Below are 26,512 nucleotides of genomic sequence, written 5' to 3'. Positions count from 1 at the left end.
GTGATGCCCCACTGATGAATTGTGTGTTATATTTTTGCACCTTACACGTATCGTAATTACGATCAGATAATAGAGGGATAATGGCTCTATGAGCGATTTAGCTAAAGAGATCACGCCCGTAAACATTGAAGATGAGCTTAGAGGTTCATATCTAGACTACGCGATGTCTGTAATCGTGGGTCGTGCTCTTCCAGATGTGCGTGATGGCCTAAAACCAGTACACCGCCGCGTATTATTCGCGATGAACGTACTAGGCAACGATTGGAACAAACCATATAAAAAATCAGCCCGTGTTGTCGGCGACGTAATCGGTAAATATCACCCACACGGTGATAGCGCTGTGTACGACACAATCGTACGTATGGCTCAGCCGTTCTCACTGCGTTACATGTTGGTCGATGGCCAAGGTAACTTTGGCTCGATCGATGGCGACTCTGCTGCGGCAATGCGTTATACCGAAGTACGTATGGCGAAAATCGCCCACGAACTTCTGGCTGACCTAGATAAAGAAACCGTAGACTATGTACCTAACTATGATGGTACTGAGCAGATCCCGGCGGTTCTTCCTACTAAAATTCCTAACCTACTGGTAAACGGCTCTTCTGGTATCGCGGTAGGTATGGCAACCAACATCCCGCCACATAACCTTGGCGAAGTGATCGATGGCTGTCTTGCATACATCAATAATGAAGCAATCACTATTGATGAGCTGATGGATTACATTCCTGGTCCTGATTTCCCAACAGCGGCGCTTATCAGCGGTCGTAAAGGCATTGTAGACGCGTACAAAACGGGTCGCGGCAAAATCTACATGCGTTCTAAAGCGGAAATTGAAGTGGAGAAAAATGGTAAAGAAACCATCATCGTCACTGAAATCCCATACCAGGTGAACAAAGCTCGCTTGATTGAGAAGATCGCTGAGCTTGTTAAAGATAAGAAAGTAGAAGGCATCAGTGCGCTACGTGACGAGTCTGATAAAGACGGTATGCGTATCGTGATTGAATGTAAGCGCGATGCAGTGGGCGAAGTGGTTTTAAACAACCTTTACGCACAAACTCAGCTGCAAACGACTTTCGGTATCAACATGGTTGCGCTAGACAATGGCCAACCTAAGCTATTCAACCTGAAAGAGATGTTGAAGTGCTTCGTTGACCACCGTCGTGAAGTGGTGACTCGTCGTACTATCTTCGAACTACGTAAAGCACGTGAACGGGCGCACATCCTTGAAGCACTGTCGCTTGCGCTTGCAAACATTGATGAAGTTATTGAGCTAATCAAAAACGCACCAACACCAGCAGAAGCAAAAGTTGGCTTGGTATCGCGTGGTTGGGATCTTGGTAACGTTGCATCAATGCTTGAGCGTGCAGGTACTGATGCCGCTCGTCCTGAATGGCTAGAAGATCAATACGGTATCCGTGATGGTCAGTACTACCTAACCGAAACTCAAGCACAAGCGATTCTAGAACTTCGCCTACACCGTTTAACGGGTCTAGAGCATGAGAAGATTCTTGATGAATACAAAGCACTTCTCGATGAAATCGCTGAGCTAATGCACATTCTTGCAAGTACTGAGCGTTTGATGGAAGTCATTCGTGAAGAGCTAGAAACGGTGCGTGATGCGTTTGGTGACGTTCGTCGTACTGAAATTACAGCGGCTAGCCATGACATCGACCTCGAAGAACTGATTGCTCGTGAAGATGTTGTTGTAACGCTGTCTCACGAAGGTTACGTTAAGTACCAACTACTAAGCGACTACGAAGCTCAGCGTCGTGGTGGTAAAGGTAAGAGTGCAACTAAGATGAAAGAAGAGGATTACATCGAGCGTCTGCTTGTTGCCAATACTCACGATAACATCTTGTGTTTCTCTACTCGTGGTAAGACGTACCGCTTGAAAGTTTATCAATTGCCACAGGCGAGTCGCACTGCTCGTGGTAAGCCAATTGTAAACATCTTACCTCTTGAAGACGGCGAGCGCATCACTGCTATTCTGCCGGTTTCTGAGTTTAGCGCGGATAAGTTCATCTTTATGGCAACTGGCGATGGTACCGTTAAGAAGACTTCGCTTGATCAGTTTGCGAACGTACGTTCAAACGGCCTAATAGCAGTGAACCTACGTGATGATGACTCCCTAATCGGTGTTGATATCACAACGGGTAACAGCGATATTATGTTGTTCTCTAAAGCTGGTAAAGTCGTTCGCTTTAGCGAAGACAAAGTCCGTGCAATGGGCCGTACCGCATCTGGTGTCCGCGGTATGAAACTAGCAGATGACGACCAAGTAGTGTCTCTGATCGTTCCTTCAAACGAAGGCGATATTCTGACTGTTACACAGAACGGCTATGGTAAACGTACCGAGCTGGCTGAGTACCCAATTAAAGGTCGTGCAACTCAAGGCGTTGTGTCTATCAAAGTTTCTGAGCGTAACGGTCCGGTAGTGGGCGCGGTTCAAGTAGAAGTAGGCGACGAGATGATGATGATCACCGACGCTGGTACTCTAGTCCGTACACGTGTTGCGGAAGTGAGCCAAGTCGGTCGTAATACCCAAGGTGTGACGCTAATCCGCACCGCCACTGACGAGTCTGTCGTTGGTCTACAACGTATCGATGAAGTTGAAGAAGTCGAATTGCCAGAAGGCGAGGAAGCTGAAGTGAATGCAGAGGGGCAAGCACCTGAAGCGCCTGCAGCAGACGACGCACCGAAAGGTACTGAAGAAGAGTAATTAATTCTTCTTTTTAATCAATAAATTAAGAAGCCGAGCAATATGCTCGGCTTCTTTGTATCGTTACTCGTCCGGATGGGAAAATTCTCAAAACACGACCACATGTAAGGCAACATCTAGAGTGCGCAGTCACTAGTTATTAACTCGATCATAAACAAAGGGTGTGCATTGCGTCCTTAGTTGCAAGTAGATAACGGAATTTCATTCGCGCTTAGGCTGTGCGGTCAGCGGCAGCCTCCAATTCTCAATAATACCGTTCCGTTCATGTTGTTTTAGTTCGCTAGCCTTTTCTTTAGTACGGCAGATAATCGGTTTGAATTATCGCGATTAAAATCTCGCGACATGAAATTATCTGAGCTCTAAAGAGAACCGATAGCAAGAGGTGAGTAGTATCCAAAAAAAAGACTTATCATAGAATTGGAAGTAATAGTAACACTAGAACTTTCTTGATTGATCAGAATAGAATGGCGTTGATCAAATACCGGGGTGAGATAACCGAAGATAACCGATTTAATGATATATTTTTAGGGTACTTAGACGTATCGATTTAATATTACATTTTGCTTTTTTATCCCATTTTCAAATTTTAAAAATTCGAGGGATATTGGGCATAAATTCGACCTTTTCGAATTCCATTCGGTTGAATTTCAACAGAAGATCACTATGTTATTCAAGGCATTGTGCTGCCTACAGTGTCAAAACCAGAACGCAGTTGAATCAAACGCGAACCGAGCTAAGCTGGATAAATTGAGGAGCCGCTGCCGGAATAATATCGAAATATTGTTCTGTATCGTCCGCTTTTTCAATTATCTCAAAGACATCCTGTGGATCTTTTTGATCTTTATGTACTAAATTAGCTCAGAATGATTAAGTTTGATTAATGTGATTATAATTCCAGTATTAGAAATAAATTGTGCGAATAACGAACAGAATGTTATCATTTGCCAAAAGTTTAGAAAGCTCCAGTGATATAAAACTCGATAAATTGAGCTAGAGATGTAATAAAGAGTTAGGTAGGTGTACGCAGTGGATCCAGTTATATCGCAATTAAAAAAGGATTTTTATTCGCAGATTCGTGCATTGCAGGCACCGACACTGCCACAAGTCACTTCGTCTCTCGCTGTATTGACTGACGAGGAAATACAAGAACTTGAAGCCGTTTGGATTGAGTTAGTTGTCTGGAAACGCAACCAGAAGCACTGATTTGGTTTCAATTAAGCGCATTGCAAACCCTGGGCATTTTTGTCTGGGGTTTTTTTATTGTAGTTCATCGTAAATGTTATATTATAACAATTATTAAGTCGGCCATTAGTCATGTTTCAGTTGAAGATTGACCAAAATGCCAAATAAGAATAACTCTCATAGTGGTCCCAATATTGAAAAATGAGGTATCAATCCCCATGTTTGAAAGGCAGATGAGAGCAATCCCATGAATGCAATAACGAAAATGCATCAAGCAATAAATCGAGTGAGTGTAGATATGGCGGAAGTTCGTGCCAGAGTAGAATTTAAAGTCGGGGCTAAAAGTAATATCGATGCTGAAATCCTGTCTTTTAATGGCCTAAAAACAGACAAAGAGCATGTAGCAGTTATCTTCAAACAGGCTGATCAAATGCAAGATATCCCTCTAGTGCGCATGCATTCTGAGTGTCTGACTGGTGACGTGTTTCACTCTTCACGCTGCGATTGTGGCGAGCAACTAGAAGAAACCATTAAGCGTATGGGGAAATCTGGTGGCATTATTCTGTACCTACGCCAAGAAGGGCGCGGCATTGGTCTATACAACAAGATTGACGCATATCGTCTTCAAAGCCAGGGTATGAATACCTACGAAGCTAATAACCACCTAGGTTTTGATGATGACTTACGTGACTTTACTGAAGCGGCTCAAATGTTAAAAGCGTTAGGGGTAAGCAAAATTCGTCTTGTAACTAACAACCCTAAAAAGATCAGAGAGCTGTCACAATACGGTATTGAGATTGAAGAAGTAATTAATACTTCGGCACATATTAAAGATGGCAATGAAAACTATCTAAAAGCAAAAGTTTCTCACGGTAAGCACCATCTTAAGGTCTGACGCTGTGGCTATATTTAACCATTTTTATTATAAACCTCACTTATGTGAGGTTTTTTTGTGTTTGTACAGCGAGGCTAACAACCCCATCAGGTTGAAACAAATCTGAATCATCTTGTGAGGGGAAGATAATTCGAATAGCAAGCTCGTTACTGATTTACGGCAGGGCCTGCAGGAAATGATAGGAAGATAAGAGTTCACCATGAATGTGAACCCGTTTCGGCAGTTTAAGTGTGTAAGTGGCGTACAACTGGATAATCATTGGACGAAAATGACTCATATAGATAATTGATTAAGCGTCAATTGAGCACGTAGGTGCCGATATCGTTTTAAGGTTCTTACTATTAACGCAGCAAGCCGTGAGATATTTGCCATACTTTTTTTATGGCAGGTAGGGTAAGGATCATTCCAGTGTTTGCTAGATCTCTAATGGTGATGGCACTTATGGTGTCGTTTTACAGCGATTCAACGGTGGTTTCCCACGGTGCTTCCGCACAGACCGAACAAGCGGGGGTCGTTCAGAAGTTGTCTATTGAAAAGATGATCCACTATCCGGATGTTATCGAACAGTTGTACCAAATGACTAACTATCGTCTGAACTGGGAAAGCAGAGATGATGTAGAGCGGCTTATTTTTCAAATCAGGTTGGCCTCGTTAGCCGATGTGACCAAGGAATTTGACGATCAACTGCTTCGCATTGAAAGTGTGCGAGAGCAAGGAGATAAGCTTGATTTTGATTTGGTCATGACCGATTCATTGCTTATGTACTTAAGCTATCTCGAACAGTTACCAGAAGAAGGGCTTAATTGGCTGTTTGCAGGCAAAGCACATGTAAACCTTCCAGCACCGAGTTTAGAAACGTTGTCAAAACTCAGCAATGAGATCACCGTTGGCAAACTCAATCAATTTTTAGAAGGGCTTCGTTCACCCCTCCAAATGGACGAGGCTTTTAATACGGCTTTTTACGCCTTATCTGAACATGCAAAGGCTGCGTATCCCCTTTATACACAACAAGGTCTCATTCGTTTAGGAGATCCGATCAATGATAAGGTCGCGTTACTCGATCGGTTGGCTATCGCTGGGGTGGATGTTAGTTATCTCAATCCTGACACGCTACAGTATGATGAGAACTTGGAGCTTGCGGTGATAGAGTTCCAACGTATTCATGGCTTGAAGCAAGATGGTGTGATCGGCCCTAACACTAGGCGTTGGATCAACTTTTCACCAAGGCAGCGTTTGCATTCACTTGCATTAAACGCTGAACGTTCAAGGATTTGGGCGAAAGAGCGTGATAACGTGGTGTTTGTGAATGTGCCTGGGTATGAGGTGACGTATTGGCATGATGGTCAACCTTTGTTTGAGTCGAAAGTGGTTGTAGGTCGTACAACAAGGAAAACCCCAATCATGACCAGTACTTTGGATTCGGTGATTCTTAATCCAACCTGGAATGTACCATGGAAAATTATGGTGAAGGACATCATTCCTAAGGTGAAAAGAAACCCTATGTACCTAGTGCAGAATAATATCCAGATCATCCGCTCGTGGACCTCTCGAGAAATTATCGATCCAACCACTATCAATTGGGCGGCTGTCAATCCAAGAAGCTTCCCTTATCGAATGAGACAGTCTTCTGGAGCGAATAATGCGTTAGGTTTGTACAAGTTCAATATGCCTAATCCAAAAGCCATCTACCTACATGACACTCCAAGTAAAAACCTATTTGAGAAAGATCGTCGAGCATTTAGTTCTGGTTGCGTGAGAGTTGAAAATGCAGATCAATTGGCTGAACTCTTGTTTAAGACCCAAGGTCTGGAAGAGCGACTTGCTAAGAAGCGTGAAAGTAAACGGCGCTCGAACACGTCGGTGCCATTGGGCGAGCGCATCCAAGTACATATCATTTACCAGACAGCATGGTTAGAAGAGGGAACCCTTTACTACCGCGATGATATATATCAATACGACGATCAGGGGTAATCAACTTACACTAGTAATTATTGTTACAATTTTGAAAATTCATTTATTGTTCAAGAACTAAACAAATAATCCAGCCAAAATGTGACAACTGAGCCCCATTTATGCGTTTGACGTGGCAAATGGGTTTCGGTAATGTCCGCTGTTCGTGCATTGATTGAGCAGTATTTTTAAAATGGTAAGTCGTAATTTTTCCCGTCGTGATTTTCTTAAGATGACCGTTGGTGGTATCGTTGTTGCCTCTGCAATGCCAACCCTTTCATGGGCTTCACTTCCAGATGCACCTCGAGTGCTTGCAATGAACAATTTGAACACGGGTGAATTGCTTGAGTCTTGCTACTTCGATGGCAACGGCTATGTTGATGCAGAGCTTAAGCGTTTGGATCGATTCTGTCGTGATCACCGTCGGAATGAAGTCCATCCAATAGACCGACGCTTATTCGATCAAATTACCCAAATTCAGAAGGCGATTGGTACACAATCAGAAGTAATTATTATTTCAGGCTATCGATCTCCAACAACGAACGCATCTCTACGTAATCGTTCTTCGGGTGTGGCAAAGAAAAGCATGCACATGGAAGGCAAAGCGATCGATTTCCGTTTAGATGGCGTCAAACTCTCAACAGTTCGCGATGCCGCGTTGAGTTTGAAAGCGGGTGGTGTGGGGTACTATCCTGGCAGTAACTTCGTGCATATCGATACGGGTGCAGTCCGTTCTTGGTAGGCGGTCGGCAAGGTATTGTTCAAAGCTTGAAGTCCCAAAAGGTTAGTGTCATAGTTGCAGCAGTTTTTATGCAAATTTACTCGATATAGGTTATCTATGGCTCTGAAGTACCAAGTTGTTCCTGTGACATCTTTCTCTCAAAACTGTTCTATCGTCTGGTGTGATGAAACCATGAAAGGTATCGTGGTTGATCCTGGTGGTGATGAAAAGCAACTCGCGGCGCTGATCAAAGAGCTGGGTGTTGATGTCGTGAACTTAGTACTAACTCATGGGCACTTAGACCATGTTGGAGGTACAGAGCCTCTATCTGCATTGCTTGGCGGTACTGAAATTGTTGGCCCTCATAAAGCGGATAACTTCTGGCTTCAGGGCTTGGAAGGTCAAAGCCAAATGTTTGGCTTCCCACTAACAGAAGCATTTGAGCCGAATGAATGGCTGAATGATGGTGACACTGTCACTTTTGGTAATCAAACATTGAATGTGATCCATACACCAGGTCACACGCCTGGCCACGTTGTGCTATACAGTGAAGAATCACGTTTAGCCTTTGTTGGTGATGTTTTGTTTAATGGCAGCATTGGGCGCACTGATTTCCCTCAAGGTGATTTCAATACGCTGATCAGCTCCATTAAAGAAAAGTTGTGGCCGCTGGGTAATGACGTGACGTTTGTTCCTGGCCACGGACCACAGTCTACGTTTGGACATGAACGAAAGACCAACCCGTTTGTTGCTGATGAGATGCCTATCTACTGAGACACTTACATTAACGTAATATAATCTCGCACTATTCCGGCTCGGCGGCCGCTAAATAACGTCGAGCCAATCCAATAAACGCTTCCGCATCTCTGTCTAAATCACCAGCCGAAATAAACACATCGTAACCATGAAACTTCCTTTGGTACTTCATTCGGTTAGCTAGCATCGCGAGTAGTCCATTATATTGCCTCCCATCTTTGCTGATGTAAGGCGCTGGATCTAACACCATGTCTTCAAATTGAGTTTCACAGTGGTTCTGCTTTGCACCGAGGTATAATAAGGCTCTTTGGCTCAACAGTATTTCTGTTGCTATACGTGGACAAATGGCATCGAGGTAGGGTGAGTAGTGTTTGAGTCGAATGCCAACCCATGGCAGCGGTTGATGCCAGCCATCCTGTTGATAGGTGCAAATACCAATTGAGTCAATGTTTCTCCAACGCACCACCCAACCGCCTTTGAATAAGTGTTGCTGAAAATGGGAAGCGGTGAGCGTAAAGGAAACTTGGCTCTTTTTAATCATCATTACTGCAAAGCCAACAATAAGCGCCATCAGAGTAACGGATAGCATCGCTTGTTTCCATCCAGGGGCAATGAAGACGAGAAATAGCGTAATGATGACGACCAAGAGCATGATCAGTTTGTTTATGGGGGCGTCAAATTGGAATTGCGAGTTGGTGATATGCTGTGTTTTCATACTTTGAACCTCGATGGACGGTGGCGTTAGGTTCGTGACTCAAAGCGTTTCACATTGAGTTCAAAGGCGTGTTGTCTTTCGCAGTTCAATTTTGTCAACACGACATAAATACCTCTGTTTTTATACCCAGTATTTAATAAAACGGTTCACAAGTTATTTGCTTAAATAGTAGACGTTCTATACATGGAGCGCATTTTTCATTGCGTTTCGCTGCGAAAACCTACAAATCGCTCGGGAATTTTGGTATAAAACGCGCTTCAAATTTTCATCCCTGCTGAGATGCAGTGAACTGGAGAAATATTCAATGAGACTTGCTCATAAGCGTAAAGTGCAGATGAAACTGCAAAAACGCATTAAAGCGACAGTAACCAACCTAGCTGCAGCACCAAAAGCAGCGAAGCCAGTCGTTGAAAAAGCAGAAAAGCCTGTTGCTGAACAAGCTGTTGTTGAGAAAGCAGTAGCTGAGAAGAAAGTAGCAGCAGTAAAAACGGTTGAGGTAGCACTCACTCCTAAACAACAACAAGTATTTGACATCGTTGCGGCAAACGCTGAAGGCATCAACCCTAAGGGTATCGGCCTAGCAGCAGGTCAAGAAGACACTAAAGCGGCATCATGGGCTACTGGCGCGCTGAAGAAGCTTCTTGAAGAAAACCTAGTTCAAAAAGAGCAGTTGGCAGGTAACAAAGTTATCTATAAAGCAGTTTAATTACCGCTGTAATCCTGTTTTTAATACCTCGACCTCGGTCGGGGTTTTTTTTCTCGAAATCCCACGAATTCTAGATTGTCGCAGTTTAGCGATATCAATCTGTCATTTGTCACATTTTCTTAAATACTGTGTAAATTCTTTCCCAGAAAACTACGTACGTATAGACCTATATTGCTTCATCTTGTCCTGCTACTAACTCGTTGATATTGATTGGTTATAGAAATTATTTTTAGTATCTCCTACGTACTATTACGTAATACTAACGGCGAGTGTATTGTTTTTACTTGGTACGGCTTGCGTGTTCATGCCCATTTCGAATTAGCGCTCAATGTTTAATCCTTATAGCCAAGTAACCTTGAGATATAGGGCTCTGTAAGAAAGACAGCGCTGTGAATCCTGCATCTTGAAGTCATGGGGGGGCTATACTGCCCCCAACCCTTACGAAATGGATGACAACAATAACCTTGGTGACAAAGGACGTAAACGATGAGTCTTATCCAAAAATCTTTCAAACGAGTGCTTAAAGCAACCGCAGTGGTTGCTGCAATGACATTTGTGACCACTTCTGCGACTGCTGCGGATAAAGTGTATCGCCTAAAATTGGCGGAAACTTGGGGACCCAATTTCCCAATCTTTGGGGAGGCGACCAAAAACATGGCGAAAATGGCTGAGGAAATGTCAAATGGACGCCTTCAGATTCGCATTGATTCTGCAAACAAACATAAAGCGCCGCTAGGGGTCTTTGACATGGTGAAATCCGGTCAATACGATATGGGCCACTCGGCGTCTTATTATTGGAAAGGTAAAGTTCCTAACACGCTTTACTTTACCTCTATGCCTTTTGGTATGCTGCCGACTGAACAATATGCATGGTTCTACTACGGTGGCGGTATGGCGTTGATGGAGAAGGTTTACTCACCTCATAACCTGCTTTCCTTCCCAGGTGGTAACACCGATACTCAGATGGGGGGCTGGTTCCAGAAAGAAATCAAGTCTGTGGATGATCTTCAAGGTCTGAAAATGCGAATTCCAGGCTTTGCGGGTGAAATCCTTGCTGAGCTAGGCGCGAAACCAACCAATATTGCCCCGGGAGAGTTATACACCTCATTAGAGCGTCGTACGATTGATGCGTTGGAGTGGGTAGGACCATCTTTAGATTTACGTATGGGCTTCCACAAGATTGCACCATATTACTACACCGGTTGGCATGAACCAGGTACGGAACTGCAATTCCTAGTGAATAAGCGGACTTGGGAGCGTCTTCCTGATGATCTGAAAGCCATTCTACAAGTGGCGATGAAAGCGGCGGCTTATGACATGTATACTCAATCTAAGCATGAAAGCGGTAAGAACTGGGCGTCAATTCAATCGGAATACCCAGATGTTCAAGTGAAGGACTTCCCGCCAGAAGTCATCTCTGCACTTCGTGAAGCGAATGAGCGTCTGTTAAAAGATCATGCAGCGAAAGATGCGCTAGCAAAAGAGATTCAGGAGTCTCAAGCGAACTACATTGGGCAAGTACGCCCTTGGTCTGACATCTCTCATCGAGCTTACCTAAACAGCCAAGCTCAACAATAACTTCATCAGACTGGTTAAACCCACACGGTTTAGCCCGCTAGCGAAGCCCAAGAAAAACTTATCCTCTTAGGGAAGATAATAAGAAATGAAAGTGCTCCACAAGCTCAAGCTGTGGAGCCTTTCTACACGTTCCATGGAGTCAGGAATGAGAAGCCTTATTTATATTGAGCGAATCTTTAACCGCTTTGGAGATTTTCTAGGGTGGTTATCCAGTATCTTGTTCATTTTGTTATTAGCGAACGTGGTGTATGACGTTGTGATGCGTTACGTGTTTAATGATGTCTCCATCGCTTTTCAAGAGATGGAATGGCACTTATTCTCCGCTGTATTTTTGTTGGGTGTGCCATACGCAATTAAGTCTGGCGGTCATGTTCGCGTCGATATTTTCTATGAACGTCTATCACACAAAGCGCAATCTATTATCGATATTTTGGGCACGTTACTTTTTCTATTTCCTTTCTGTTTGCTGGTGGCGTGGTATGGAATTGATTTTGCCAAAGAGAGTTATGCACTAGGGGAAACGTCGGGTGACCCTGGAGGCTTACCATATCGCTGGATCATTAAGGCGATGATCCCACTGTCATTCCTGTTTATGGCGATCAGTGGCGTGGGATTGCTGCTGCACTCTATCAACAAAATTGTTAACCCTCATCTTATCTATGCCGGTAATAACGGTAAGTCGTAAAAGGAAGTCAGCATGATCGGTATAGTGATGTTTTTTGTAGCCTTATTTGCGCTACTGCTTGGTTTTCCTGTCGCCTTTACCTTTGGCGGTATTGCATTGATCTTTGGTGTATGGGCGGAAGGGATGGAGATGTTCGCTTTCATGCCATATCGTATTCAATCCATCATGGAAAATACCGTTTTGATGGCAGTGCCTCTGTTTGTTTTCATGGGACTAGTATTACAAAAAACCAAACTAGCAGAACAGCTTCTTGAATCGATGGGGCGTTTATTTGGTGGCGTGCGTGGCGGTATCGCGATTTCTACTGTATTGGTTGGTGCCTTGCTTGCCGCTTCTACAGGTGTCGTGGGGGCATCGGTTGTGGCGATGGGATTGATCTCTCTACCCGTGATGCTTAAGTACAATTATGACAAGGGCCTAGCGTGCGGCACGATTTGTGCCTCTGGTACGCTCGGACAAATTATCCCGCCTTCCATCGTACTAATTCTGCTGGGTGATGTATTAGGTGTGCCAGTAGGTGATTTGTTTCAGGCGGCGATTTGGCCGGGATTAATGCTAGTGGGCGCATATGTAATCTATATTCTTATTTACGCCAAATTGAACCCGGAAGCCGCTCAACCCATCGAGCGTGATGAATCTATCAGCCGAAGAGATGAAGTAATCACAGCATTGAAAGCGGTGATACCGCCACTTGCACTTATCGTTGTTGTTCTGGGCTCTATCTTTGCTGGCATCGCGACACCAACAGAATCGGCTGCGCTTGGTGGTGCTGGCGCGATAGTGTTGTCGCTGATGTACAAACAGTTCAGCTGGTCAATGGTTTACGATGCATCGAAAGAAACCGTAAAAGTGACCGCAATGGTGTTTGCGATTCTTTTGGGGGCAACCGCATTCTCAATGGCCTTTACTTACACTGGTGGCGATTATTTAGTTGAAGAATGGATGCTACAAATTCCAGGAGAGAAGTGGGGATTCTTGATCATTACCATGCTCGTCATTCTTATTCTTGGCTTTTTCATCGACTTTGTTGAGATCTGTTTCATTATCGTGCCAATCATTGCTCCTGTTGCTGAGCTGATGGGGATTAATATGACTTGGTTTGCCATACTGATAGCGATGAACTTACAAACTTCGTTCCTCACACCGCCATTTGGTTTTAGTCTGTTCTATTTGAAAGGTGTCGCACCTGCAGGGGTCACCACTCGTGATATTTACAAAGGGGTGATGCCATTCATTGCCATTCAGATTGCGGTCCTCGCTTCGATATTGGTTTTCCCGGGTTTTTATGGCATGTAGTGGTCGATACCAATCGTAGCAACTTACTGTGATTGGTATGAGAGATAAATTAGGAAACTGTGAGCTGTAAGTTTCCACCTTGTTGTACAAGTTGTTAAGCTGCCTAATCGTATGAATAGGCAGTTTTTTCATGGAGGATGAAATGCCTCTTAAAGCGAAACTCATCTTGCTTGCTTTAATTCCAGTGGTATTGGTGACCGCGAGCATCAGTTGGATTTCTATCTATCAGGCTAAAACGCTTGGTCAACGAGAAGTGGAAATCTTTCATCAAAGTCTCATCCAATCGAAAGAAGCTGCGCTTAAAGATACGGTCGACCTCGCTTTTGATGCCATATCGCATATTTACAACGATGCCCATCTTGATGAAAGTGTTGCTAAAGCCCAAGTCAAAGCCATTCTTAATCGTCTACGCTATGGCTCAGATGGGTACTTTTTTGCGTATGACCAATACGGCACTAATCTTGTTCACCCCATTCAACCTGATTTGATGGGACAAAACTTACTCCATATCCAAGACCAAAATGGAGACCGCTTGATTGAGGCTCTATTGCATCAAGCTCAGCGAGGTGGTGGTTTCCATCAATATTTGTGGCAAAAGCCGTCCACGGGAGAAACCGTACCAAAACTCAGTTATGCTGCATGGCTTGATAAGTGGCAATGGATGATCGGAACCGGGCTATATATTGAAGATGTCAGCCGAGAGGTTTCCAATATGCGATCCGCTGTGAACCGGAATATTGAAACGACATTTTTCTCAGTCGTGGTAATTTTGGTTGTCACAGTCGCGGTGATTATCGTCTTTACGTTGGCGATTAACCTGCATGAACATCGACTTGCCGATAAAAACCTCAAAGAACTTGCCCACAAAACAGTGATGTTTCAAGAAGATGAGAAAAAGCACTTAGCGCGAGAACTGCATGATGGTATTAACCAATTATTGGTTTCGAGTAAATGCCACTTAGAATTGATGGAGCATCGCATACAAGATGAGCAAGTCAAATCTCACCTCGATAAGTCACAGCGTTCATTGTTGACCGCAATCAGCGAAGTGCGTCATATCTCTCATCAGCTTCGCCCTAGTGCGTTGGATGACATCGGCTTTGAGGCGGCACTGACGACATTATTACAAGATTTTCACTCTCATTCGGGTATTGGGATTGAAAGTCATTTTGATACCGCCCAATCCAAGTTGAAATCTGAGGTGTCGACGACATTGTATCGAGTTGCCCAGGAGTCGTTGAACAACATTGAGAAACATGCTCGCGCTAAAAAGGTGACGATTACGTTGCATCAAATGGGCAATATACTTCAATTGTTGATCCGAGATGACGGGATTGGCTTTGTTGTCAATTCTTCCCTTCACCGACAAGGCATCGGCTTACGTAACATGCGCGAGCGCGTGGAGTTCATCGGTGGCGACTTCGAACTGATGAGCGAGCCGGGGTTAGGAACAGAAATCACCGTATTGTTAGATTTGGATGGATTAGTTTATGGATAAACCAATTAGTGTGGTGATAGTGGACGATCACCAAGTGGTGTTGGACGGTTTTATCGCACGTTTAGAACGCGAGTCTGGTATCGATGTTATTGGCACGGCGAGCAATGGCCTAGAGGCGATCGAAGTTTCCAAACTTCTCCACCCAGATGTGATTCTGATGGATATCAGCATGCCCATCATGAACGGCATTGAGGCGACGGGAGTGATTAAGGAAGCGCGCCCTGAGAGCAAAATCTTGATGCTTACTATGCATGATAACCGTGAGTACATAATGAAGGTGATGCAAGCGGGGGCGGTAGGCTACATGCTTAAAGAGATTTCTGCGGAGAAGATGGTACAAGCGATCAAAACGGTCAATCAAGGTTCGACGTATTTTTGTGAATCTGTTACACAAACCTTGTTCACTCAGGATGTGATACCTGCGGCACAAAGAGTGAATCCCCTGAGTCGCCGAGAAGAAGCCGTACTTAAGCTTGTTGCACAAGGAAACAGTAGTAAGAAAATTGCAGCGCTGCTAGATATCAGTTATAGGACTGTCGAAACGCATCGCCACAATATTAAACATAAGCTGGATTTACACTCAACGGCAGAGTTGGCCAAATACGCTTTTGAAACTGGACTGGTTGAGTAAATGTGGCGCACATATTCGGTGTATTCCAACTCATGAGCGCACACAAAGACACTTATTCTGGTTTAGTGATGCTGCCTAATTCTAGCATTGGTGCGACATCAATATCTTCGGCATTCATCATGGCAGAGATGCGTTGAACGGAAGATAAAAGCAAACTTTGCTCCCATTCCTCAAGTTTTTGATAACGGCTGATAAAGTGCTCTTGAAGCGGTGTCGGTGCTTGATCTAGTACGGATTGGCCTTGTTCTGTCAAAACTGCATGTACCTTGCGCTTATCTTCAACACTGCGGCGGCGTTCCACATACTGATTACGTTCTAGTCGGTCTAAGATGGTCGTCGCGGTTGCCTGACTCATATTGGTATGGCTCGACAGCTGCTTAATAGTGACATTATCCAATTCACTAATGGCACGCATGAGGATCAACTGGGGTGCAGTCAAACCAGACTCTTTGCTCAACTTTTTTGAATGTAAATCAATAGCTCGGATGATCTGACGAATCGAGACCAAGACTTCTTCGTACTTTTCCAATTTTTTCATCCAGTCATAAGGGGATCTTGTTACGAGATGACACTAACTCAAAAGCGTTGCTATTAAAAGCGCTTAGTGCTGAATGAGGGCATCATTTTTAACGAATTGTATTCTCTATTCACAATCTTTACACGGATTGATGCAAGTAAGTCAGGATTACCTAAAGTGATTATAGTAATAAATATTTGAAGTCTAAAAATGCATACGGGGTTATTTACTATTTTTGGTTGATCTTACTGGCTGATAAATGGGTTATTGGATTTTATATCAGCAAATTCTAGACAAAAAAGCCTCAAATGGTAGGATCTCCGACTTTCTGGAAAACAAAATGTATCGTGTTCAAAGTATTCTTGGTTTCTTGCTAAAAATTGAACATAAAAGAGAGGAAAAATGACAAAAGGTATAGATAAGTACAGCATTGATAGTACCGACTATACGGTTGGACAAGACAACGTCCAAAAATGGGGGTTTGATGTCCATAATCCGGTTTTTGGTATTAGCGCTGGTTTCATTGCACTATTTCTTATTGCAGCGCTCGTTCTTGATGCACACACGGCCAAAACCGCACTAGATGGTCTGAAATGGAAAATCATCGGCTCCTTCGATTGGCTGTTCATCATTTCTAGCAACATTTTCGTTATCTTCTGTTTAGCACTTATTGTGTCGCCAATGGGTAAGATTCGCCTTGGCGGTAAAGATGCGGTTGCGGATTACTCTTTCATGTCATGGCTTGCGATGCTATTCGCAGCGGGTATGGGGATCGGACTGATGTTCTGGAGTGTGGCAGAGCCAGTGGCATACTTTACAGGTTGGTACGAAACGCCACTAGGTGTAGAAGCTAATACGCCTGAAGCCGCAAAGCTTGCGTTGGGTGCGACGATGTTCCACTGGGGTTTGCACCCTTGGGCAATTTACGGTGTTGTCGCACTTTCTCTAGCTTTCTTTACATACAATAAGGGCCTACCTTTGTCTATGCGTTCGATTTTTTACCCACTGTTGGGCGATCGCGCATGGGGTTGGGCGGGGCACATTGTTGATATTCTCGCCGTACTGGCAACACTGTTTGGTCTTGCGACTTCTCTAGGTCTTGGGGCGCAGCAAGCGGCAAGTGGTATTCACCACGTGTTTGGCGTTGAGCCGGGCTTAGGCCTTCAAATTGTTGTTATCACCGTGGTTACCTTGCTAGCGGTTGTATCAGTAATCCGCGGTATTGATGGCGGTGTTAAGGTTATCAGTAACATCAACATGATTGTTGCATTCTTACTGCTTATTCTTGTTGGGTTGATTGGTTGGGCTGTAAGCCTAGGCTCTATTCCGACAACGCTGATGGCATATGTAGAAAACATCATTCCACTGAGTAATCCATTTGGTCGCTCAGATGAAGCATGGTTCCAAGGTTGGACGGTATTCTACTGGGCATGGTGGATCTCATGGTCACCATTTGTTGGTATGTTTATCGCTCGAGTATCTCGTGGTCGTACAGTTCGTGAATTTATTACCGCGGTTTTGATTGTGCCAACGTTTGTAACCATTGTTTGGATGTCAGTATTTGGTGGCTTAGCGATCGACCAAGTCATCAATAAAGTGGGTGAGTTGGGTGCCAATGGCCTAACAGACGTTTCATTGGCGATGTTCCAAATGTTTGATGTATTACCATTCGGTAACATGCTATCTATTATTGCTGTTGTTTTGGTTTTGGTATTTTTCATTACCTCTTCAGACTCCGGGTCGCTCGTTATTGATAGCATCACCGCAGGTGGTAAAGTTGATGCCCCAGTTCTGCAACGCGTGTTTTGGGCGTTTATGGAAGGTGCGATTGCAGTTGCACTACTGTGGGTAGGTGGCTCTGAAGCCGTTCAGGCCCTTCAAGCTGGTGCAATTTCCACGGCATTACCCTTTACTTTTGTTCTGCTTGCAATGTGTGTCAGCTTAGTGATGGGATTGAGAACAGAGCGTCAATAAGTAATAGATTGAAGCGCAAGTGTTGCATGATTAAAGAGCCAGCAAATTTCGTGTCAACAAGACGAAATTAATATGGTGGCGACGGCAGTGAGTCTGACTCAAATTCATACCGCAGTAGAACGTATGAGTGATATGGCAACTCAAATTGCCTCTGCGGCGGAAGAACAGGCTTCGGTATCAACTGAAATCACACGTAATGCAGAAGGGCTTCGTGATGCTTCCAGTGAGCTTTCTGTTGAAGCGTAGCAGGCCGCACAGCAAGCCGCGCATCTGTCAGAGCTATCTTATGAGTTAGCGCAAGAGACCAACCGCTTTAAACTGTGAGAACATTGAAAGTAATAACAAGGAGCCAAAAGGCTCCTTTTTTATTTGCTCTTTAAGGATAGGGGCTATAACCAAAAATCACGGATAGGTTGCTCAGGGCGATAGTGGTGGGCAATTTGAGCTTGCAACAATTCCGCCGTTGCTATCGCATCCGTTAGTGCGTGATGGGGGGTGTAATCAGGAAGACCGTACCGGCGACGCGATTGCGCTAGGCGTAGAGATTCTGGCTGTTTGCCTTTCAGCTTATTCCACAGGCCGCCAAACAGTTTCTGTTGTATGTTAGCTTCGATTTCTAGGGTGTCGAGAACCGGAAACTCGATACCTTCACCTATACGTGTGCGCAGGGCTTGGTCTAGAAACTCTCTCTCGATCCTACGATAGTGCACGACCACAACCTTGCCGGCTAAACAGTGTAAAAAATCACCGAGAATGTCATTCAAATCGGGGGCATCTATCAAGTCACTGTGTGTAATGCCGTGAATGATGACGGAATTCGCATCCAGTTTTTCCTGCGGTCTTACCTTCCAATGTTTGGACTGGCGCAAAAAAATGCGATTGAGGTTAAATGGCACTAATCCAATGGTGATAATGCCATCTTTTTGCGGGTTCAAACCCGTTGTCTCAAAGTCCAAAGCTACGAACTCAATGTCCGAAATTGGCGTATCCGACGATGGGAGGACATGGCCATAGAAGGCGATGAGACGCTCGTCGCTTGCTTGCTCTTGCTTATGGTGGAACTTTGTTGGCCATTGGATAGCCGGCTTTTGAAATAGCTTTTTGATCATGACAAACCTCATTTGAAGCTATTGCTGGCTTGATAGCGGAATTTGAGGAAGTTTTGACCATTACTCAGTATCTGGAATGCATCTTTCAGGTTGCGTCGCTCAAAGTCCGATAGGTTTTCTGGTTCGATATTATTATCTGGCTCGATCCCCAGTTCTACGTCAATGGCTTGGTGGCGAATGCGTACCATAGAGATAAACTCCATCGCATCTTTTAGATTTTGTGCTCGCCCCTTTGGCAGAATGCCTGCGTCCATAATATCGTCGAGTCGTTCAAATGAGTTTTGTGCGCGTGAGCCAACGGCAAGTGAGTGGACACGAATCAGATCGACGAGTGGTGCAGTGCCGCGACGTTTGAGGTTGATAGAATTCTTATGTTGACCATCCTTTTCCATCACAAAGTCTTTGAAAAAGCCTAAAGGTGGCGTACGGTTCAGAGCATTTCTTGCTAAACAGGCTAAGAAGCGATTGTTCTTACGAGCACGACGAACAATGAAACTGGTTAACTGCTCAGCCCACTTTAAGCGTCCATAAACGCCATCTAAATCGAAGAAAATCGAAGCGTTGAGTAGGGCTTTAGGATTTGGGTCATCAATCCAATCGGCAAAGCAGGCTTCCCATTGTGTGCGGGTCATGCGCCACATCGGATTGGTCGCCATAATGTCGCCGGTACAGTATTTGTAGCCGCACACGTTCAACCCATCGCTGACAAACTGCGCTAGCGCTTCAAAATATTTGCCGTGCTGCTCTTCTTGATAGCTATCATCAAGAATAATCGCGTTATCCTGGTCGGTTACCAGTAATTGCTCGTCTCGACCCATGGAGCCCAAAGCTAGGAAGCAATACGGTATCGGTGCAGGGCCTAATGCCTCTTCAGCCATTTCAAGTAGGCGTTGTTTGAAGCTTCGTCCTATCACTGACATCGCACTGCCTACCATGTGGGAGTTAGCGTCTTCGTTGACTAGGCGTACAAAACTGCTTTTTACTTCATCGGCAACAATCGCCAGATCTTCGATGGTTTGTTGTTGAAAGATACTGCTGACGAGTAATAGCGAGTTCTGCGATTCGTAACGAACAATGTCGGTTGCTTCGATGATGCCAATTGGCAGCTGATCTTTAACCACTGGTAGATGATGAACGTTGTAGCGCAGCATGGTAAGCATCGCTTCGTATACGTAGGCGTTATGATCAAGAGAGATCACTTCTGTCGTCATCACCGTCGACACATCGTCTTGCGGTGACAGGCCTTCAGCCAAAACGCGAGTACACAGATCACGATCAGTGATGATGCCCACTACTGGTGATTGCGGGTCATCTTCATCCAGAACAAAATCAGGATCAACAATGAGCAGTGAAGAGACATTGTCCTGAGCCATTAACTTTGCTGCTTCCTGGATGGTTTGGTCGCGATCAATGGTTGGCGCATCACGAGTGAGTAGGGTTTTCACTTTAGAGGTTGTCAGATCGTTGGCGTCGCTGTTTTCAGACACTGTTTGACGCAACCGTGCGCTATTTTCCACTTCAACAAAGTCAGCAAACGTCTCGAAGTTATCGTACAGTTCTTGGAAAACGTCTTCAGGAATGCAGTACAGCAGGGAATCTTCAATCGCTTTTACAGGAAAGCGAACCTTATTATTGGTAAGTAGACCCATTTGGCCAAAAAGGTCACCTTCGTCGAGTCGGTTATACAACTCACCCTTGCGACGATACACTTCAACTACACCACTTCTTACCATGTAAAGATCGTGGATGTGATCGCCTAAGTGAATGATTGGCGTATCCTGTCGGCAGTAAGAGATTTCAATACTTTCAGTGACTTTAGTGAGAGTTGCTTCTGGTAGCTCGTTAAATGGGGGATACTTGGCGAGAAAGTTATATATCTCGAGAAGTTCTGCATCCATTAAGGTGCCTTTTGATTTGGAAGTGATAGGTTAATCTTAACCTAGTTTTAAATCAGAATCTTATCGGGTTACTCTTTTTGGGTGCGGGTGGTAAGATCAAGACTGAGCGCACAGCACGTACTTTTTGATTCGGTTACCCTGTCATTAATTTACCGAATTAGAGCGCTCAGTGAGAACAATTTAGAGACCCCTCATGGAAGGAAATAGAATGGTAAGATGGTTATTAGCTACACCTCTTGTAGCACTACCTATAATGAGTATTGCCTCAGAGGCGGAACAGGTTCAAAAGTTTGGTTATGAGCACATACAACTTGATGTTGGGGCTGGTACAACTAATGAAGAATGGTTAGACAATTCTAACGCGACCACGGTAGGTATAGGCGGCAATTACCTTTTGACGGATAATTGGCTACTTAATTTAGATTACACCGCGCAGTTCTTTCACCCAGACACATTCACTTTGCGAATTGACCGTTTAATGTTTGGTGGTGGCTACCGCTACGGTATCAACGAACAATTCGATATTTATGGCGTTTATGGCTTAGGCTCGATTAAAGCTAAAGCGACCAACGATGAAACGGGTAAGGCACTTTCTTCGGAAACAGAATTCATTCACGGAGTGACACTCGGTGTGAATTACCTCTTCAGCGAAAAGTGGATGGCAATCGCTGAAGTGCATTTGAACCGCAGTGATATTGTGGATGAGAACAATTATAAGATTGCGTTCAATTACCAATGGCATGAAGTGATAGGGGCAGGGCTTTACTATCAGTACCGCGACACGGATTATCAAAATGAAGCGTCGGAAGAGATCAACGAAGTTGGGTTCAGCCTTAAATTTGTTTACTAAATTGAACAATCAGCCGATAAATAAAAAGGTCAGCAATTGCTGACCTTTTTATTTTATTTGGCTGGCATTATAGTACCGCTGCGATGCCTTTACAGAGTGGACCCATGTTTGACTTGGTCATGCCTGCAACACTAATTCGTCCAGAGCCAACAATGTAAATAGCAAATTCATCTTTCAGTCGGTTCACTTGCTCTTTAGACAGACCAGAGAACGAAAACATGCCGTTTTGGCGTTCGATAAAGCTAAAGTCTGCATCTACGCCTTCCGCTTTGAGTGTGGCGACAAATAGCTCACGCATCTCTTGGATGCGGTCACGCATCTCTGCCACTTCAGATTCCCATTCTGCGCGCAGTTCAGCGTCGTTCAGAATGTGAGTGACGACAGCACTACCGTGCGCCGGAGGGTTAGAATAGATAGAACGGATGATTGCTTTTACTTGCGAGAATGCCGTTGCAGCCACGTCTTCTGATTCAGCAACTAGAGTAAACGCGCCCACGCGCTCGTTGTATAGGCCAAAGTTCTTAGAGAATGAGCTCGCGACAAGGATTTCTTTGTTGTACTTAGCAAAAGTACGTAGACCTGCGGCATCTTCGTCTACACCTTTTGCAAAGCCTTGGTAGGCAAAATCAAATAGCGGTAGAAGTTTCTTTTCTGCCATTAATTTCGCCAAGGTTTCCCACTCTTCTGCTGTTGGATCGATACCCGTTGGGTTATGGCAGCATCCGTGCAGAAGAACGATGTCGCCTTCAGATGCCGTTTGAAGATCAGTCAACATGGCGTCAAAGTCTTTGTCTTTCGTTTCCGCGTTGTAGTAGCTGTACTGCGCCGTTTCAATACCAGCGGCGGTAAAGACACCGTTGTGATTTGCCCATGTAGGGTTACTGATCCAGATCTTGGCATCACCAAGTTGACGCTTGATGAATTCACCAGCAACACGCAGAGCGCCAGTGCCACCTGGTGCTTGTGCGGTTTTCGCGCGTTTTTCTGCGACGATGTCAGCATCCGCACCGAATAGCAGTTTTTGCACGGCTAAAGCGTATTCTGCTGTCCCTTCGATCGTTAGGTAAGATTTGGTTTTTTCAGTTTCAACGAGTATTGCTTCGGCTTTCTTTACGGTAGCAAGAACAGGGGTTTCACCTTGCTCGTTTTTGTAAATACCAACACCAAGGTTAATTTTTTCAGCGCGAGTATCTTTTTTAAACTCTTCAGTGAGTCCAAGAATAGGGTCAGCCGGAGCGGCAACGACTTTTTCAAACATAATCTTCATCCATGTTAATCGAAGGGGTCTGCTGATATTTATACCTTTCAGTAATTTCGGTTACAACCGTTGTTGAAAAGAAAACTTAAAATAATTTTGATTTGAAACAGAAATCCAACTAAATGGAGGGTTTTATTAGGTAATGTTCTCTAATTGTTGTGTGTTATTGAGGAGTTAACTGGGGTGTTGGTGATATTTTGTTCACCTTAAAGGGAGAAGCAAAGTGGGGGGCATTACGGGTGAATTTAAAAGTGGAATCGAGGGTTTTGGAGCGACGTGATGAGGTGGCGCGGTGTGTATAGTGATAGGCTATCCCCACACCCAGCAAGGATGGGCGTGGTTGGATTCATTGCGGCTTAAATGCCATTCGAGTAAATTTTCTGTATATATAACTTACTGATTCTCAGCAAATGAGCGCATTTCTAACCGTTATTATTTTCATTAAGGTGTTTGATGATTGCTACTTTTGCATGCTCTTCTGTAGCGGTTTCTCCCTCAGGTACATCAATATCGGCTTTAGGGTGGATCCCTAACGCATCTTCAGCAATGTGGAGCCAATCAGGGTGCCAATAATAAGGGGTATCACTGTCAGGATGATCCCAACTATGAACGCCTTGATGTGTGCCACGATATGAAAGATCGTCCATTGTAAATAGTTTCATCACGTTCTCCTAAAAGCGTTTTTATATCCTTGAAAGTATGGAACATAATTTCACATTTAGGAGAGAAAATTGCGACAGAGAAGAATAAGAAATCATGTTGCGTAAATGACAGATAAAAAAAGACCTCCACGAGGGAGGTCTTTTTAATTCTGTTGCATTAACGCGATTAGAAGTTCGCAGAGCGAGGTGTACGTGGGAATGGGATCACATCGCGAACATTGCCCATGCCGGTTACGTAAGAAACGAGGCGCTCGAAGCCTAGACCGAAGCCTGCGTGTGGCACTGTGCCGTAACGACGTAGGTCGCGGTACCAGCTCATGTGCTCAGGGTCGATGCCCATTTCGCGCATACGTGAATCTAGGATGTCTAGGCGCTCTTCACGTTGAGAACCACCGATGATTTCACCGATGCCTGGTGCTAGAACGTCCATTGCCGCTACGGTTTTGCCATCGTCGTTCATACGCATGTAGAACGCTTTGATGTCTTTCGGGTAGTTCTTAACGATTACTGGTGCTTTGAAGTGCTCTTCTGCTAGGAAGCGCTCGTGCTCAGAAGACATGTCGATACCCCATTCAACAGGGAATTCGAACTCACGACCAGAATCTAGAAGGATTTGGATCGCGTCCGTGTAGTCTACTTGTGCGAAGTCAGAAGAAACGAATTGCTCTAGACGAGTGATCGCTTGTTTGTCGATGCGCTGCGCGAAGAATTCAAGATCATCACGACGCTCTTCAAGTACCGCTTTGAACACGTATTTCAGCATGTCTTCAGCCAGTTTCGCTACGTCGTCTAATTCTGCAAACGCTACTTCAGGCTCAACCATCCAGAATTCCGCTAGGTGGCGGCTAGTGTTTGAGTTTTCAGCACGGAAAGTCGGGCCGAACGTGTAAACTTTGCTTAGTGCACACGCGTAAGCTTCTGCGTTTAGCTGACCAGATACGGTTAGGAACGTCTCTTTACCGAAGAAGTCTTCGTTGTAGTCCACTTTGCCAGCGTCAGTGCGAGGTAGGTTTTCCATGTCTAGCGTAGAAACGCGGAACATTTCACCTGCGCCTTCTGCGTCAGAAGCGGTGATCAGTGGTGCAGATACCCAGAAGTAACCTTGCTCGTGGTAGAAGCGGTGGATTGCTTGAGACAGGCAATTACGAACACGTGCTACCGCACCGATTACGTTTGTACGCGGACGTAGGTGCGCAACTTCACGTAGGTACTCGATAGAGTGACGAGTTTTAGCCATTGGGTAAGTTTCAGCGTCTTCAACCCAACCAACTACTTTAACGTCAGTTGCCGCAAGCTCGAAAGCCTGACCAGCAGCAGGAGACTCAACAATCTTACCTGTTACTTCAACAGAGCAGCCAGTAGTTAGCTTAAGTACTTCGTTGTCGTAATTATTAAGATTATTTGGGACCACGGCCTGAATCGGGTCGAAACAAGAGCCGTCATAAATGGCAAGGAAAGAGATTCCAGCTTTGGAATCACGACGTGAACGGATCCAACCACGAACAGTTACTTCACTGTCTACCGCTAGTTGACCTTTCAAAACGTCTGATACAGGCGCGTAAGTCATGTTTTCAATATTCTCCGTTAAGGCATAAAAGCAACACAACACAGATTAAATGGCTGTCTTATTACGTGTTTGATTAAAAAACAGGCGTCGTGTTGTGCTGAATAGAATTTTTTAGATTCATCGGAACATATTACCTGTCAAATCGACAGCTTCAACCTTTATATTCACTTTAAACACGAGAAATTTCTTATTTGTGCCCGCTTTTCTCTCTTGATAGCGTGAATTGGTTAAGTAATCGCTCAAGTCGCTCTGATTGATGTTCTAAATCGACGCAAATATCACGAGTATGAGAGGCCGATTGGGATGTGTCGTTAGCGTGATGGTGTCGACTTTCGACTGAATATGCTGGCTCACTACCTTGTTGGAAATGATGAATGATGGTTTCGATGTTGCTCTGTACTTCATTGGTCACTAAGCACATCATTGTTCAGCGATTTTTGTTGGTAGTATTGATAGCTGATAGTGTCATTAAGTACGCAACTGAACACGAGAACAGTGCAAGAAGAAGTTTTAAGCTGATGGTTGAGCGCCTATTCTTATTAATGTTATTGGAACGAACGTAACAACATTAATGATGGATTTTCATGAGAGTGATAGACAAGAGGAATCCTTGTGACTCTAAACAGTATATGGTTATGTCAATCCGGCGTGAGTTCGATGTAATCAAGGTGTTGACACTGCGCCGCAAGATTGCCAAATGAGAGAGCCGTTACCGATGATTGTGAGGATTTGCTGAAAAGGGAGGCTAGGATTGGTGGGAGAATCGTTTGCCTTCATGGCCTTGAACTCAGAAGGTGTTAAGGCTTGTCATCGACAGGTGAATTCCTTAGTATTGCGTGTTTTTTAAAGCCTGAGAATCAAGATGAAAACCGAATTATACAAAGAGTTCATGTTCGAAGCGGCGCACCACTTGCCGCACGTACCAGAAGGACACCAATGTGGTCGTTTGCACGGACACTCTTTCCTTGTTCGTCTTTATGTAGAAGGCGAGGTGGACCCACATACAGGCTGGGTTGTGGACTTTGCTGAAATTAAAGCCGCTTTCAAACCGATCTACAACCGTTTAGACCACTACTACCTGAACGATATTGAAGGTTTAGAAAACCCAACGAGCGAAGTATTAGCAAAGTGGATTTGGGAGCAACTTAAGCCAAACCTACCTCTACTTAGCAAAGTTGAGATCAAAGAGACTTGTACAGCAGGTTGTATCTACAAAGGCGAATAAGGCCAGAATTTCAATAAGAAGGCAAGCGGATTAGCTTGCCTTTTTTGTATTCCCACTCATGACGTTTTGAAAAGTTAATGAAAAAAAAGCCTGAGCGTCGGCTCAGGCTTGATGTCGTGC

Annotated in this window: 22 protein-coding genes and 2 pseudogenes; 16 read left to right on the top strand and 8 right to left on the bottom strand. The window is 44.5% G+C overall.

Going from position 1 to position 26,512, the window contains the following annotated elements; translation table 11 throughout:
- Positions 1 to 88: 88 nt before the first annotated feature.
- From gyrA to ACVA54_RS17125, 6 genes are all read left to right on the top strand, one after another.
- Entirely contained in the window at positions 89 to 2,719 is a 2,631-nt protein-coding gene (gyrA, locus tag ACVA54_RS17150) for a DNA topoisomerase (ATP-hydrolyzing) subunit A (protein ID WP_446581576.1), read from the top strand.
- Between the two features lie 663 nt (positions 2,720 to 3,382).
- On the top strand, positions 3,383 to 3,571 hold the full coding sequence (locus ACVA54_RS17145; protein ID WP_446649776.1) for a hypothetical protein: 189 nt from the start codon (positions 3,383 to 3,385) through the stop codon (positions 3,569 to 3,571).
- A 577-nt stretch (positions 3,572 to 4,148) separates the two neighbouring features.
- Entirely contained in the window at positions 4,149 to 4,796 is a 648-nt protein-coding gene (locus tag ACVA54_RS17140; RefSeq protein ID WP_172438186.1) for a GTP cyclohydrolase II, read from the top strand.
- Positions 4,797 to 5,222: 426 nt separating this feature from the next.
- Positions 5,223 to 6,767, top strand: a complete 1,545-nt coding sequence (locus tag ACVA54_RS17135; RefSeq protein ID WP_182852600.1) for a L,D-transpeptidase family protein — start codon at positions 5,223 to 5,225, stop codon at positions 6,765 to 6,767.
- 172 nt (positions 6,768 to 6,939) lie between these two features.
- Positions 6,940 to 7,488 carry a YcbK family protein gene (locus ACVA54_RS17130; protein ID WP_099080850.1) on the top strand — a complete coding sequence of 183 codons (549 nt, stop codon included), beginning with the start codon at positions 6,940 to 6,942 and terminating at the stop codon, positions 7,486 to 7,488.
- Between the two features lie 96 nt (positions 7,489 to 7,584).
- On the top strand, positions 7,585 to 8,241 hold the full coding sequence (locus ACVA54_RS17125) for an MBL fold metallo-hydrolase (protein ID WP_099080851.1): 657 nt from the start codon (positions 7,585 to 7,587) through the stop codon (positions 8,239 to 8,241).
- Between the two features lie 31 nt (positions 8,242 to 8,272).
- On the opposite strand, the gene ACVA54_RS17120 is transcribed toward ACVA54_RS17125, so the two are convergent.
- Positions 8,273 to 8,938, bottom strand: a complete 666-nt coding sequence (locus tag ACVA54_RS17120) for a DUF2982 domain-containing protein (protein ID WP_099080852.1) — start codon at positions 8,936 to 8,938, stop codon at positions 8,273 to 8,275.
- A 304-nt stretch (positions 8,939 to 9,242) separates the two neighbouring features.
- Here ACVA54_RS17120 and ACVA54_RS17115 point away from each other — a divergent pair, with 304 nt between their 5' ends.
- From ACVA54_RS17115 to ACVA54_RS17090, 6 genes are all read left to right on the top strand, one after another.
- On the top strand, positions 9,243 to 9,644 hold the full coding sequence (locus tag ACVA54_RS17115; RefSeq protein ID WP_099080853.1) for a MarR family transcriptional regulator: 402 nt from the start codon (positions 9,243 to 9,245) through the stop codon (positions 9,642 to 9,644).
- Between the two features lie 486 nt (positions 9,645 to 10,130).
- Entirely contained in the window at positions 10,131 to 11,222 is a 1,092-nt protein-coding gene (locus ACVA54_RS17110) for a TRAP transporter substrate-binding protein (protein ID WP_099080854.1), read from the top strand.
- A gap of 145 nt (positions 11,223 to 11,367) precedes the next feature.
- Entirely contained in the window at positions 11,368 to 11,907 is a 540-nt protein-coding gene (locus tag ACVA54_RS17105; protein ID WP_099080855.1) for a TRAP transporter small permease subunit, read from the top strand.
- A gap of 12 nt (positions 11,908 to 11,919) precedes the next feature.
- Positions 11,920 to 13,203, top strand: coding sequence for a TRAP transporter large permease (locus ACVA54_RS17100; RefSeq protein WP_099080856.1), 1,284 nt, complete (start codon positions 11,920 to 11,922; stop codon positions 13,201 to 13,203).
- A gap of 142 nt (positions 13,204 to 13,345) precedes the next feature.
- Positions 13,346 to 14,701, top strand: coding sequence for a cache domain-containing protein (locus ACVA54_RS17095; RefSeq protein ID WP_119463576.1), 1,356 nt, complete (start codon positions 13,346 to 13,348; stop codon positions 14,699 to 14,701).
- A complete protein-coding gene (locus tag ACVA54_RS17090; RefSeq protein ID WP_119463575.1) occupies positions 14,694 to 15,332 on the top strand; it encodes a response regulator in 639 nt (212 codons plus the stop codon). Before ACVA54_RS17095 ends, ACVA54_RS17090 begins: the two co-directional genes overlap by 8 nt.
- Positions 15,333 to 15,384: 52 nt before the next feature.
- Here the strand turns inward: ACVA54_RS17090 and ACVA54_RS17085 are convergent, their stop codons facing one another.
- Positions 15,385 to 15,861: a MarR family winged helix-turn-helix transcriptional regulator gene (locus tag ACVA54_RS17085; RefSeq protein ID WP_099080883.1), complete on the bottom strand. Its 477-nt coding sequence runs from the start codon at positions 15,859 to 15,861 to the stop codon at positions 15,385 to 15,387.
- Between the two features lie 390 nt (positions 15,862 to 16,251).
- Between ACVA54_RS17085 and ACVA54_RS17080 the strand changes: the two genes are divergently transcribed.
- Both ACVA54_RS17080 and ACVA54_RS17075 read left to right on the top strand, forming a co-directional pair.
- Positions 16,252 to 17,823: a BCCT family transporter gene (locus tag ACVA54_RS17080; protein ID WP_099080859.1), complete on the top strand. Its 1,572-nt coding sequence runs from the start codon at positions 16,252 to 16,254 to the stop codon at positions 17,821 to 17,823.
- A gap of 78 nt (positions 17,824 to 17,901) precedes the next feature.
- Positions 17,902 to 18,147, top strand: a pseudogene (locus ACVA54_RS17075) (methyl-accepting chemotaxis protein); the annotation flags it as partial.
- Between the two features lie 65 nt (positions 18,148 to 18,212).
- Here ACVA54_RS17075 and ACVA54_RS17070 read toward each other — a convergent pair.
- Entirely contained in the window at positions 18,213 to 18,932 is a 720-nt protein-coding gene (locus ACVA54_RS17070) for a 3'-5' exonuclease (protein ID WP_172438187.1), read from the bottom strand.
- 8 nt (positions 18,933 to 18,940) lie between these two features.
- Positions 18,941 to 20,830: a putative nucleotidyltransferase substrate binding domain-containing protein gene (locus ACVA54_RS17065; RefSeq protein ID WP_099080861.1), complete on the bottom strand. Its 1,890-nt coding sequence runs from the start codon at positions 20,828 to 20,830 to the stop codon at positions 18,941 to 18,943.
- Positions 20,831 to 21,038: 208 nt separating this feature from the next.
- Here ACVA54_RS17065 and ACVA54_RS17060 point away from each other — a divergent pair, with 208 nt between their 5' ends.
- Positions 21,039 to 21,680, top strand: a complete 642-nt coding sequence (locus tag ACVA54_RS17060; protein ID WP_446581584.1) for an outer membrane beta-barrel protein — start codon at positions 21,039 to 21,041, stop codon at positions 21,678 to 21,680.
- Positions 21,681 to 21,747: 67 nt separating this feature from the next.
- Here ACVA54_RS17060 and ACVA54_RS17055 read toward each other — a convergent pair whose 3' ends face one another.
- The 4 genes and pseudogenes from ACVA54_RS17055 to ACVA54_RS17040 form a co-directional block, all read right to left on the bottom strand.
- On the bottom strand, positions 21,748 to 22,938 hold the full coding sequence (locus ACVA54_RS17055) for an amino acid aminotransferase (RefSeq protein ID WP_119463572.1): 1,191 nt from the start codon (positions 22,936 to 22,938) through the stop codon (positions 21,748 to 21,750).
- A gap of 422 nt (positions 22,939 to 23,360) precedes the next feature.
- Positions 23,361 to 23,600, bottom strand: coding sequence for a hypothetical protein (locus ACVA54_RS17050; protein WP_099080864.1), 240 nt, complete (start codon positions 23,598 to 23,600; stop codon positions 23,361 to 23,363).
- 166 nt (positions 23,601 to 23,766) lie between these two features.
- Entirely contained in the window at positions 23,767 to 25,167 is a 1,401-nt protein-coding gene (gene asnS, locus ACVA54_RS17045; RefSeq protein WP_099080865.1) for an asparagine--tRNA ligase, read from the bottom strand.
- Positions 25,168 to 25,354: 187 nt separating this feature from the next.
- Positions 25,355 to 25,521, bottom strand: a pseudogene (locus ACVA54_RS17040) (methyl-accepting chemotaxis protein); the annotation flags it as partial.
- Positions 25,522 to 26,029: 508 nt separating this feature from the next.
- On the opposite strand from ACVA54_RS17040, the gene queD reads away from it, so the two are divergent.
- Positions 26,030 to 26,392 carry a 6-carboxytetrahydropterin synthase QueD gene (gene queD / locus ACVA54_RS17035; protein ID WP_099080866.1) on the top strand — a complete coding sequence of 121 codons (363 nt, stop codon included), beginning with the start codon at positions 26,030 to 26,032 and terminating at the stop codon, positions 26,390 to 26,392.
- Positions 26,393 to 26,512: the final 120 nt, after the last annotated feature.

Source organism: Vibrio sp. PNB23_22_6, from assembly GCF_052877535.1.
Note: the sequence above shows the minus strand (reverse complement) of the source record. Positions and strands in the feature narration are given on the sequence as shown.

Bases quoted from the DNA above. Each gene is read 5' to 3' on its own strand.
- gyrA (WP_446581576.1), top strand. From the start codon at position 89: ATGAGCGATTTAGCTAAAGAGATCACGCCCGTAAACATTGAAGATGAG.
- ACVA54_RS17145 (WP_446649776.1), top strand. From the start codon at position 3,383: ATGTTATTCAAGGCATTGTGCTGCCTACAGTGTCAAAACCAGAACGCA.
- ACVA54_RS17140 (WP_172438186.1), top strand. From the start codon at position 4,149: ATGAATGCAATAACGAAAATGCATCAAGCAATAAATCGAGTGAGTGTA.
- ACVA54_RS17135 (WP_182852600.1), top strand. From the start codon at position 5,223: ATGGTGATGGCACTTATGGTGTCGTTTTACAGCGATTCAACGGTGGTT.
- ACVA54_RS17130 (WP_099080850.1), top strand. From the start codon at position 6,940: ATGGTAAGTCGTAATTTTTCCCGTCGTGATTTTCTTAAGATGACCGTT.
- ACVA54_RS17125 (WP_099080851.1), top strand. From the start codon at position 7,585: ATGGCTCTGAAGTACCAAGTTGTTCCTGTGACATCTTTCTCTCAAAAC.
- ACVA54_RS17120 (WP_099080852.1), bottom strand. From the start codon at position 8,938: ATGAAAACACAGCATATCACCAACTCGCAATTCCAATTTGACGCCCCC.
- ACVA54_RS17115 (WP_099080853.1), top strand. From the start codon at position 9,243: ATGAGACTTGCTCATAAGCGTAAAGTGCAGATGAAACTGCAAAAACGC.
- ACVA54_RS17110 (WP_099080854.1), top strand. From the start codon at position 10,131: ATGAGTCTTATCCAAAAATCTTTCAAACGAGTGCTTAAAGCAACCGCA.
- ACVA54_RS17105 (WP_099080855.1), top strand. From the start codon at position 11,368: ATGAGAAGCCTTATTTATATTGAGCGAATCTTTAACCGCTTTGGAGAT.
- ACVA54_RS17100 (WP_099080856.1), top strand. From the start codon at position 11,920: ATGATCGGTATAGTGATGTTTTTTGTAGCCTTATTTGCGCTACTGCTT.
- ACVA54_RS17095 (WP_119463576.1), top strand. From the start codon at position 13,346: ATGCCTCTTAAAGCGAAACTCATCTTGCTTGCTTTAATTCCAGTGGTA.
- ACVA54_RS17090 (WP_119463575.1), top strand. From the start codon at position 14,694: ATGGATAAACCAATTAGTGTGGTGATAGTGGACGATCACCAAGTGGTG.
- ACVA54_RS17080 (WP_099080859.1), top strand. From the start codon at position 16,252: ATGACAAAAGGTATAGATAAGTACAGCATTGATAGTACCGACTATACG.
- ACVA54_RS17070 (WP_172438187.1), bottom strand. From the start codon at position 18,932: ATGATCAAAAAGCTATTTCAAAAGCCGGCTATCCAATGGCCAACAAAG.
- ACVA54_RS17065 (WP_099080861.1), bottom strand. From the start codon at position 20,830: ATGGATGCAGAACTTCTCGAGATATATAACTTTCTCGCCAAGTATCCC.
- ACVA54_RS17060 (WP_446581584.1), top strand. From the start codon at position 21,039: ATGGTAAGATGGTTATTAGCTACACCTCTTGTAGCACTACCTATAATG.
- ACVA54_RS17055 (WP_119463572.1), bottom strand. From the start codon at position 22,938: ATGTTTGAAAAAGTCGTTGCCGCTCCGGCTGACCCTATTCTTGGACTC.
- ACVA54_RS17050 (WP_099080864.1), bottom strand. From the start codon at position 23,600: ATGAAACTATTTACAATGGACGATCTTTCATATCGTGGCACACATCAA.
- asnS (WP_099080865.1), bottom strand. From the start codon at position 25,167: ATGACTTACGCGCCTGTATCAGACGTTTTGAAAGGTCAACTAGCGGTA.
- queD (WP_099080866.1), top strand. From the start codon at position 26,030: ATGAAAACCGAATTATACAAAGAGTTCATGTTCGAAGCGGCGCACCAC.